At 48.2% G+C, this 11125-nt stretch carries 3 protein-coding genes and 1 pseudogene; 3 read left to right on the top strand and 1 reads right to left on the bottom strand.

Annotated features, from left to right (window positions below; translation table 11 throughout):
* The first annotated feature begins 139 nt into the window (after nt 1-139).
* Nucleotides 140-1426, top strand: a complete 1287-nt coding sequence (locus GRH90_RS25330) for a hypothetical protein (RefSeq protein ID WP_048762565.1) — start codon at nt 140-142, stop codon at nt 1424-1426.
* 220 nt (nt 1427-1646) lie between these two features.
* Here the strand turns inward: GRH90_RS25330 and GRH90_RS25325 are convergent, their stop codons facing one another.
* Nucleotides 1647-5273, bottom strand: a complete 3627-nt coding sequence (locus GRH90_RS25325) for a hypothetical protein (protein WP_152199412.1) — start codon at nt 5271-5273, stop codon at nt 1647-1649.
* Nucleotides 5274-5988: 715 nt separating this feature from the next.
* Here GRH90_RS25325 and GRH90_RS26785 point away from each other — a divergent pair.
* Nucleotides 5989-6144, top strand: a pseudogene (locus GRH90_RS26785) (IS30 family transposase); the annotation flags it as partial.
* Nucleotides 6145-6330: 186 nt separating this feature from the next.
* Nucleotides 6331-10659: an NACHT domain-containing protein gene (locus tag GRH90_RS25320; protein ID WP_126795978.1), complete on the top strand. Its 4329-nt coding sequence runs from the start codon at nt 6331-6333 to the stop codon at nt 10657-10659.
* Nucleotides 10660-11125 lie beyond the last annotated feature (466 nt).

The raw sequence follows: 11125 nt of genomic DNA, 5'->3' as shown, positions 1-11125 counted from the left end.
GATGGTCCTCTCTGCTTAACATGGCGCTTCCTTTTTCGGTGTAGGAACCTTAAAGAAAGACCATGTTGGGTGGAGTGGACAACTTTTCCGATGAATTACGACCTTATATCAGCGATGCCGACAAAGGAGGGGAGACGCAATGTCAGAGATTAATCCACACGATGCCGCACCGACTTTACCCCAGGATCGGGAAACGCTGTACCACTTGGTCTGGAGCGAGCCCGCGGAACGTATAACTGTGCTGTATGGCATCAGTGCTGAGTTACTGGCAAAACGATGCAGCGAAATGCGCATACCCAGGCCGCTTGCTGGTTATTGGAAAGCGCTGGCGAAAGGGACTGCGCCTGCAATTCCCGCTCTGAAAAAGGGTAAGGTGGTAAAGGTAGGTGAGAATGACAATCCATCAATGCAATCTTCTGCCATTACGGCATCAAAAGCAGCATCTTCAGTAGTCCAAAACCAAGCTTCTGTTACGAGTAATGGCTATGGATTGATAAATGATCTTAAAATGTATCTGCCAGTCTCCTCGGTTACTGAAGATGGCTATTATAAACCTGCGAAAAAGAAATTACTGGATCTCAACGTCTCTGATTCGGGATTTGATAAAGCAATTGAGTTCCTGAGTCGGTTCATTGAAGCTCTGGGAAAAAAGGGTTATCGGGTAACGCTGGGTGCTCCGGGAGAAAGGCTACATCGTACGGATATTGATATTAAGGAAGATCTAAAAGTGGGAGGATATCGCTGGGACAATTTATGGCGGCCTTATACGCCAAGTATTATTTGTGTCGGTGATATGTACTTTGGGTTTAATCTTGCTGAAATGACGGAGTATGTTCCGGCGAAAAAAGTCAAAAATCGCTATGTTCGTGACGAACAGATGGGACGGTGGATACGGGGGAAAAATATTGAGTATTTGATACACGTATCGAAACATACCCTACCTACCGGGCGATTTTTGTTGCAACTTTATTCGCCTTATTCTTCCGCAAAATGGCTGGTTCAGTTCCGGCAGACAAAACAGTGTGGGTTGATTAGCCAGATCCCTAATATGATTTCTGCGATGCAGAAGGCTGTTCCGCTAATTTCAAAGCTGCTAGAAGAGGCCAGAATCAAAGCTGAGGAGTGGTGTGTCCAGCGTGATCGGGAATTCGCCATATATCTTGAAAAGGAGCGGATAGGTCGGGAAGAGGAAGCTTACCGTGCCAGCCGTACCGAGCTGAAATCTATTATGGTTCAGTGGGCTGAAGACAAACGGCTGGAGCAGTTTTTTCACGAAGCAGAATCAGATACGGCAACGCTTGATGTACAGCAGAAGTTGCAGGTTATGGAACGGCTGCAACTGGCTCGCCAGTTCTTGTCAGAGGATTCGGCGATTGAAAGGTTGCTGAAGTGGAAAACGCCGCAAGAGCGCTTAAACAAAGAATGAACCTATTATTCAGCGGTTTACCCAGCACAAAAATGAGGGGTGTTATTCTGCGCGAAATATTACTTGGCTGACGGTTAGGTTGAAGCAGTGAGTATTTTAATGCTACCGCCTTTAGAGGTATATCTATGATCAATAATTTCACCACACTTACCATTCCACTCCTCCATCAGTCGCATATCAATAGGGCGTTTAAGTGACCGTCTGAATCCTCAGCACCAGCTCAGGCGGTTCGGATTTTAAGGTCAGCAATCAGGAACACTACAGCTATTTCCCGATGGTCGACGTTATAGGTCGCTAAATAGCCGCTTGTCTCAAAATCAGGAGGCGTCAATGCCTCGCAACCACGGTATGAGAGCGATGGTAAAATTTCATGCTCAAGCATTCTCCTGACATAATCAAGGAGGGGTTTTACATCCTGTGCATACGAGTAAATAACGTGAAAATAGATATCGCAAGTTCCGTATGCCAGCAGCTTGTCGAAATGCTTCTTGATGTTTGTCCTGTCTAACCCTTTACAAACGAGTGCTTCATAAACAGATATTTCTTGTCCCGACACCCGAATGACCGCGTCTCTCTCGCCGGGATTTCCGTTTGCCGTTATTCCACCGAGAGACTGGTCAGCAACATCCCATTTAGCTAATGCGAGGGAGGCACTTAGAATCTCTCGCACTGCACTGTTAAGGTCATTCTCGATCCTTGCTTCATCCGCTGAGTTTTTCCTGTCGCGGAGCATCCCTGCTATACGTTGAAGTGATGCCACGGCTTTGGAGACTTCTCGTATAAGATATCCACGGAAACCAAGCCCAGGTGGACCGAGAACGTCTCCGACCAGGGAAATTGGGAGCTGAGACAACTGCTGCAAGGCGGCACGTATAGATGAAACAGAGTCGACAGCAACCGTTGCAGAAGTGACACTGGATGCAGGAGTACCCGCCTGTAGGTCCTCCTTCAACAAGACAAGACGCTTGTCCGTCTCGAATTCTTTAATGGCCGTATCAAGAATTGCCATCGCCTCGTCCTGATGCCCCATCTCGTATTTTGCAAGTACGACGACCATTTCTAACTCTGAGCTTCGCACTTCACTGCGACGTTTAGCTACGCTTTCTAGGGCTGCTGCAGGCCTTTGTAGGGCGAATAAGAGATATGCACGATTGGCAAGTAATGAATTACTTGCAAGCTTGTTATCAGCAGCAACAGCGTTGTTAATTTCTCCAAGCAGACGTTCTCCGGTCAACTTGTCCGCCCCACTCAGCGGGTGAGAAGTGGGTCCAATAATCTGTTGAATAGCGACAGCAAAATAGTTATCTCTATATGTCGAACTTGCACCCGGTTGTGATGAAAGACGCTGCAGCTCAGTCCGGGCACTTGCAAGATCGCCACCAGGGCGCAAAAGCTGCGAGGTCGCTCTGTAGAAGTCAAGCTGATCATTGGCTTGCCGTGCTGTCGCCGCATCCAGCTTCGAGGGGATCGTCGTGCTATCCAGTGCAGTCCATTTCTCCTCTTTTAAAAACAGTTGTAACTCCAGAGCAAAAAGTGCAAGCCAGTACTGCTGGGGTGCCTTACCTACGTCCTGCCTGACATCCTCCAGATGTTCCCGGGCAAGCTCATATTCCCCAGCAATCAATAAGGTTTCAATACGATGGTGTAGCTCGGGCCAGGTCCAGAATACCGATGCTTCAGCTGGTTTGAGTTGCCGCAATCTTGCTTTGATACCGGGCTTTGCTGTAGTGGGCAGGAACTGACAAAGCTCGGCGAGAAAAACGGGATCGTCAGATTGTCCGAATACCTGCAACAAGTCTCCCTGATTGCTTTTGTCCAGTTTACTCCACGCGGATGCAAGATCCTGTGCAGGTGACCCCGTTTCCCGACTCTGAGAGTGTGTGGGGCTATACCTGTCCGTAAGGGCGCCAATTCTCCCTTTTTCATCATGCTCAATAACACTGCGTGAAATAAGCTTTTTAAGGACTTCGCAGAGCACCGAAGGTAAGGTTTCGTAAGGCCAGCCCGATACAGCACGTGCGAGCAGTCGTATGTGTATTCTCATCGTCCGGGCAACAGAGGAGCGGACAGTGGGTTCCTCATCGCGCGAAGCCTCATGAATAAGCTCCATGCCGTCAAATGGAATCAGAAATGTATCACGGTCAGAAGTGGCTTGCGCAAACGCGGCTGCAACGAGGCGCCCGGCCATGTCTGACGATAACCCTGCAACGTCTGTCCAATCTAGGCGCTGCTTGCGCGCAAACACTGAGTAGAGTGCAATAACTGGCCTTATTGCAGCCTCCGTCACCAGTGGGAGGCTATTCATCCCATCCAGTACACCGGAAAAACACGCGCGGGGTATATTGTTCTCATAGGCAGCTTGGTCCACGAGGTGTCGTAACACTTCAGATTGAACTTGTTCATTTTGCTTGGCGAATATCCCCAGAAGCTGGCGCCCAACGGGCCGACGGGGATCTGCAATGGCCCGTCCCATGCCAGTGCTACTGGTATAGCACCAGGTAATCAAAGACGCGCACTCCTCAAGACTTATCGAACTTGCGTTTAAATGGTAAGCAATGACCGACAGGGAATCCTGCACCGCAAATGTTTTGGTTTGAGCTTCACGGCCTCTGTTAAGATCATTGTTGCGACCCGATTTTGGCTGCCACTCAATAGTCCATTTGGCCGCTAGGCATGCAGTTGGCCGGTATAAAAGCATATCGACCAGCAGCCCAGGATTGGAATCGACACGGAATCGGAGCTGCAACAAAGCCATAGGATGATTCACCGCGTAAGACAGAATTGCCTCAGCTGCAGCCATGATGCCTGGCCCAATATCGGTCTTTTCAAGTTCGGAACATAGCAGACCAAACGCAAAGTTGACCGTATTCGGACCGTGCCGTTGCATCATGAGCCGCTCCATCATGAGGTGTTCGACTTCGCGACTTGCAAGCCAGCCGGCCCTTGCAACTATGGTACGCGGTGGCGCCTTTCCCGCACTGCTTGCGAATCGCAGTTGGTTCAGAGGGATCGCATATGTTTCCTGCAGTACCTTTACATAACGAGCAAGATCACAGTCCCACCCGTTCCACAGCGTTTGACGAGCCAGGGCGCGGTGCGCCGCCTCACGACAGAATCGCTGCTGTGAGAGCGACCATTGACGTTCCCATTTACCATAACCTCTAATGACATGGCACCAAGCTGCCCACTCGAGGAAAGCACAGTCTACAGCGTCAGTATTGGCAGCTTTAAATGAAGCCCTATTTTCAGACACGGGCGCCTGCAATGAAGTCACATTATTTTCAGTATTAATAGGCTCGGCAGGGCAAAGTCGCTCCCATAATCGACTCAGGAACCACTCCGGATTTTCAATCGGAACGTACTGCTCAAGCCAAAACTCAGCCAGAATTTTCTTTGCGAGAGCAAGAACTGCCGTCGGTTGCTGGTCAGTCTTTGCAATAAGTCGGGGCTTGCTGAGACCCTCAAGAAAGATTTTTGTACTCGGGCTCGGGTAGTTGATGAGAGAAAGTGTTCCCAGCGGGGTTCCCTGCATGATCCAGCGGCCACCATCAAAGAAAACCCAGCCCAAGCGGACGAGTTCGTTGAAAAACGGACCATCATCAGCCTTCCGTTCTTCTGATTCGTCCCAGCTTTTTGCCAGGTCTTTCGCTTCTCCGGGATACTCCAGGCGCCAATGTTCGCACAGGCTAAGCAGATCCAGCTCATTCACCTTTTCTCCTGATCCAAGAGCGACGCGGGTGTAGTAGGGTCTGGGCAGCCATCGTACGAACGCCTGTTTAAGCTCGCTGCGAACATCTAACGGTGCAAACATTCCGTCTAACGGGGGGACTTCTTCAAATCCTTCCACAATTTTTTCCTTGAGTACAAGGCTAACATTCTCACGCGTCAAGTTATCCAGCAAAATGGTGGGTATCGTCCTCCCACTCGAAAACTGCACCAGTTATCTCTTAACCTTGACGAAAGAGAAGATATATCCGGAGGGCTGGTGGCAAAACTCAGCATTAGGTAGATCGCTAATAAATTCTCAAGAGCCCTTCGACAATCAGCCGCGAGACTCACTGGCACGGAGGTTGAAAGTTATATCGTGTAGCAAATTCTGACAACTCACTATGGGATAATACCCTTAGGTTTTAGCCCTGCAAGTGTTGGAACGCCCGCATTGTGAAAATCATTGCAGAAAAGTGCATCAGATTTGCTCCCTGAGCAACATCGCTTAAAGGGAAAGGATTAGAGCCAATCCCGGATCCGATATCCATCTGCGAAAGACCACTCTATGTTGCAAGCATAGCCATACCCGGTCACTGGAAGTCGACCTGATATAGGGTTATAAAAACTAATACTTATCAATCTAATAGAATGCCATTGTCTCTTTTTTATGCTGACCAAAATCATTGATTACAAGACTGCGACCGTCTATCTGCGCTCATCAAACAATTCCAAGAATTACCTGCTGAATCGTATAAAATATTAACCTAGGACCGGGGCTCTTAAATGACCAACTACACCCTATTTACTGTAACCACAGACATTCAGGTCCATTTTTGTGATCTCAATCTCCTTAGCAACGTGGATCAAATGAAAACACGAACAGGTTACTAAGACAGTATTTTCCAAAAGGAACTGACTTATCAATTCATTGCCAACAAAGATTCTATAGTGTTGACCCATAGCTCACCGAGAGACCGAGAAAAACGCTAGAATATGAATCACCCGTATAGCGATTTAACCAGTGTGTTGCATTGATCATTTGAACTCAAAGCTAAAGCGAACATCGAGAACGGATCCTGATTGGTGCTGCAACATCATTCATGATGGGAAATCGATGCTATCAACGCCGGGCGTTCATCTCTATAGCTGTATTCTTGATTGTTCTGCGATACTCAAAACGTTTCATGAGGCAAAGAATGGAATTTAATGATGCCAAGTCACAATTGGCTAAGGCCTTGCGTTCATTAGACCCTGCTGGTTCGCTTGGTTTTGAAGGATTGCTTCGCGACATATTGGTCGAAGTGACTAAACTTAATTTTGGACTTGCTAAGTCTGGGCCGCAAGGCGGATCGGATGTTCGCTCGCTTGGTTTAAACCTCTTCGAAGTTGCTCTTGAAGCAAAACGTTACGGAGAAAACACAACCCTAAAAGTGGATGCTCTAAAGGCCAAGCTTTTTGAAACAAGTCGTAGCGAGAATGGAACGGATCTTTGGATACTTGCAGCAACAAGAGCAATCAGTGCTACCGATAACGAAGAGCTAACGCTAGTAGGGAAGGGGCTTGGTATCACCGTACTGATACTCGACTGGCCCGCCGAACCGGGGCAACTTCCCGACCTTGCTGTCCTGTGTATCCAGGCCAAAACTGCGCTCAACCGACACCTTAACGGTATTGATAACATCAATGAAATAACCGCGGCTATCCGATCCCACCCAGAATTTCTTGCTGCAGCAGATCGCCTCCAGTGCCGGCTAACTGCTCCTGATATCGGCTATGCAGCTGCGACTGAGGCAATGAAGCAATGGATGCTTACTGGTCTGAGCAATGACCGTAATGCCGCCAGCAGACTCGGGGGGAAGTTCAATGATGTACTCGATCCAGGTCGCGCTAGAATTCCTCGTCCTAGATATGAAGTGCAACTTGATCAATGGGTTACATCAGGTAGGCCCTCAGTGCTGCTTGGGGATGAAGGGCTGGGCAAGACTTGGCTATTTTTGTCATGGTGGCACGCACGGATCAACGCCGCGGCTGATCTTCCCTTGACTCTTTTTGTACCTGCAAAGGAGGTTGGGCAGGGTTCGCTCAGTGAATTAATTGCACAGTTTCTTGAAAAGCGTCTTAGCCATGGCAGCGTTCAGTTCTGGCAACGTCGAATAGCGCAATGGGTAAAGCTTAGAACGGACGGGCCACAGATCTTGCTGATGATTGATGGATTAAATCAGTACTGGCAAAAAAAAGATTGGGCAGACCTCATTCAGCCTGCTTTCGATGACAAGTGGAACCATCGCATCTCTATTCTGATGAGTTGTTGGCCCGACCACTGGAATGATTTGCAAAAACTCGGGTCCTTGATCCCAAGACCAAGCGAAATTCGGGTAGACCGTTTTGACGACAGTGAACTTGATGCGTTGCTCAAGGAACATGATTTAAGCAGAGAGAACTTTAGCACCGCCATGCTTTCGTTGATGAAGGTTCCGCGCTTGTCAGCTTTGGCGATTGAGCTACAGCAGGAATTGATTGCGAGTGGTGACATCACGCCGGAACGGCTTGCATTCGAAGACTGGAAACATCGTATTGAGTTGCGTGGCGCACAGTTGGCGATAAGCGATGCCGAGTTTCAAATGTTTATTACGGAACTCGGCATGCAGTTGCGTAGCTCAATCGATAATACAAGCCTTACCCGGCATAGTGTTATTGAACAGTTGGGGCGAGACAGCGGTAAAGATCGAGCAGATCTGCTATCAACGGTTGCTGAACTGATTTCTGGACAATGGCTTGTTCCCACTGGACAAGCCAACCGGTTCCAAGTCAATCCCACACTGATACCATTCGCGTTGGGGATGGCTTTGGTCCACCATCTGAAACCAACTGATGGGAATGCCACAGCCAACGATATTATCGCTGAACATATCGACCCCTTTAGTGGGCAGAGCCTTGGCGTGAAAATACTCAGAGCAGCTGTCACTACAGCCTTGCTCGACAATACTGTCTCACGTCAGGTTCGACGGGCACTGCTTAGCCGATGGATATCCGAGCAGAATTTCTCGAGTCTCGATTTTGAAGCTTTTTGGCGAATCATCGGGCTTGATGTTGAACTAGTCCTGCAAATCGTAGAGGAGATTTGGCTCGGGGAGAGCTCTGGTTCAATCGTAAAAGATGAAATTATGATCAAGGGACTGGCTAACGCTTATCAGTTCGAGGCTGTCGCACCGTTGATCGAGGCTAAAATCACATATTGGCTTGGTTTGCTCTGGAGTGACCCGCTACAAGGTACCGTCTTGGGACGTATTGATCAGACGTCGCCAAATTCGCTGCGACGGCAAGAAAAGACAGCCGCAAACCTAGATGCATGGCAGCAATTTGAGGGGCGCGAAGCTTTTCCGGCGATAGAACTTTGCGGTCCCGGTAACCCGAGTTGGCTCAGTCATCGTGTCTTCGGCATCATCTCATTATTGCCGCGGGCTCGCTTCATCGAAGCAATCGCTGCCTGGGGTATTTCGCGGGCGGTGATGGGCAGTAACAGTCATTTTGATGAGCTGGCCTGGATGTTGCGGCTTAATCGTATGGATTCGGTGGAAACACGTAATAAGATGTTAGACCTTGTCGACAGACTGCACGAGACCGGGCATCAGCTAGCGCTTGACGCTGCGCGCTGGCTTCTTGAAGCTCTCGCCGATCCACAATCTGAAAACAAGCGCCGGCAACTAAATACATCAGTAGGGCCCATTAGCAATACGTCGGGTCGACGCCCTATAATGCCAGAAGATGACATTCTTAACCCTAGGGTTGATGTTGATCCCGATAAGATCAAAGACACCGAGCACATTCGTCCTGCTGATTTTGATGTTGATGTTACCTCAAGTCGCAAATTGCTGATTCTGGCGAGAACCAATCCGAACCGGCTACGCGAGGTTGTTGGTGAGAGGGTTACTGGCGCTGAAAGAATGACAGCTGTACCTCTTCGACAGCTTTTGAGGCAAATGCGCGGTTTCCTGACAATATTGAACGATGATGAACGCAATGTACTTGAAGCAGGGATCGATTTTGTCCTAAAGGAAAATTCTCCTGAAATACATAAGGAGCTCAACTGGTGGCACGCCAGACGTCTGGATCTGCAACTTGCTAGCCGTAATGGATTGGCGCAACTGGAGTTTTTACTAAAGGAAGCGTGCGATCGGAGGCTAATGGGTAGCATCAATATTGATCTGTTAAATTTTACTCAAGATGACATTAGGTCGATCCTTGGGCGATTTGAGATTGAAAGTAACCGCGAGACGGTACTGAGTTGGCTCATGTTGTTCGAAGAGTTTGCCGATAGTAGCTCGATCGATGGGTGGTCGGAGCTCCCTGCATTGCTTTGTCATGTAGATGAGGAAATTGCAGAGTTGGCTATTGGGCTTTCCGCTTACTCCACTAATCCCGTTGTCTACAATATTATTGCAAACAGCAATTGGACGGCTAACAACGTTACCGACAGAAAGCAACGCTACAATCGATCTGTTGCCTTGTTGAATGCAAGCATGGCTCTTAAGCGCCCTGAGCTGTTGGAGCGGGCCGATAAGGAAATTATGGCGTTTTGGTTGCAACGTGAGCCAGATAATCCAGATGCTATTCGAAGCTATGAGAATTATATCCGAGGTGCAATTGACGGGCTTCACTCACCCGGAAGAAGTATAAATATTGACCCTCTGATTAATCATAAGCCTGCAGTTGCCACGTTGCTTGACCGTGTAGATGAGGACTTCTGGTGTTGGTTGGAGCAGAAGATTAAGAATGAGATTAGAGTATCCAGCGTCGACTTAATGGCTGCGTTTCCATTGCTTGTGATGGCGGAAGCATTGATGAGCCGACGCCCCGAATTGGGATTGATACTTTGGGACAACTTCAAAAAGGCAATGAAAGATGACTCTTTCAAAATAACGGGCATGGCTTGCCTGCCGTTTATAGCTTTGAACGATATAGCTGATGTGGCTCGCAATAAAGCCCTTATGGATGTTGTTAACGATCAGGATATTGCCGATCTTTTGAATCAGATTGAAGATCATGGGCAAACGGCATGGTTGGTAGACAAGGTACTTGAGCTTGTGAGTTCTGGAGATACAGAGTCACTGGCAATGTCCGCTACACTACTGGGTTTTGCCAACGAAAGTCAAAGAGTGGAGCTTGCTTGGGGGGAGGTCGAAAAGCGAATACCATGTGGTGGTTGGCTGGAAGACGTATACATAACCAGCCGCCAAAATTTCGAGCGAAATCGCTGGGCCCGACACTGGTTCAACTGTTATATCCAGGCGACTACCGATAGTGAGGCAATCGCTGCACACTTGCTATTGGGGGCAACTATGGATAAAAGAGCGAGATTGTGGCTAAAGCGATGCCGCTTGAAAGTACTTAAATTATCTTTACGCAAATACTGGGATCTGAATATGGATCTGCTTAACTCAGCGAGCAAGAAGCGACGAACAAAGCTAAAAGATTCACTTTTTTGGACTAAAACCATGAAGCAAACTCAATGGCCGTGGCTCTGATATGTAGCAAAGCAGTGCAGCCTATCCATGCCTAATGCATGGATTTTTATGTGATTTATCGGGATCGACACATTGAAAATGTTTTTCTTACGGATCAAATTCTCACCATTGGTGATAATTGACAGGGGGATTTTGTTAATCTTAAGCATTTATAGCAGGTTGTTATTTTTGCCCTTTGCGGGGGGACAACCGCAAAGGGTACGCTCTATCGAACCAGGTGGAGAATTTTCTGACCTTTGAAAATACTGTTTCGAGCTTCTGGCTATTAACATACAGCGTGTTTCTCAGCAACCACATGTTATCTACATTACTGCCTTTGATCTCAATATCAATGAGTAGTACGGTAAGCGTAAAGCCAGCGCCGTCTGTTATCTATGTTCCAAGGTGGGTAGGTTAGAGCTCCGTCTCATTTAGAAAGAGCTCTATTTGTGGAAAAGCCCACCAACTGGCGTAACGGCTCCCGTAG

The organism is Acerihabitans arboris (genome assembly GCF_010131535.1).
Taxonomy (GTDB): Bacteria; Pseudomonadota; Gammaproteobacteria; order Enterobacterales; family Enterobacteriaceae; genus Acerihabitans; species Acerihabitans arboris.
This window is presented reverse-complemented; position numbering and strand designations above follow the sequence as displayed.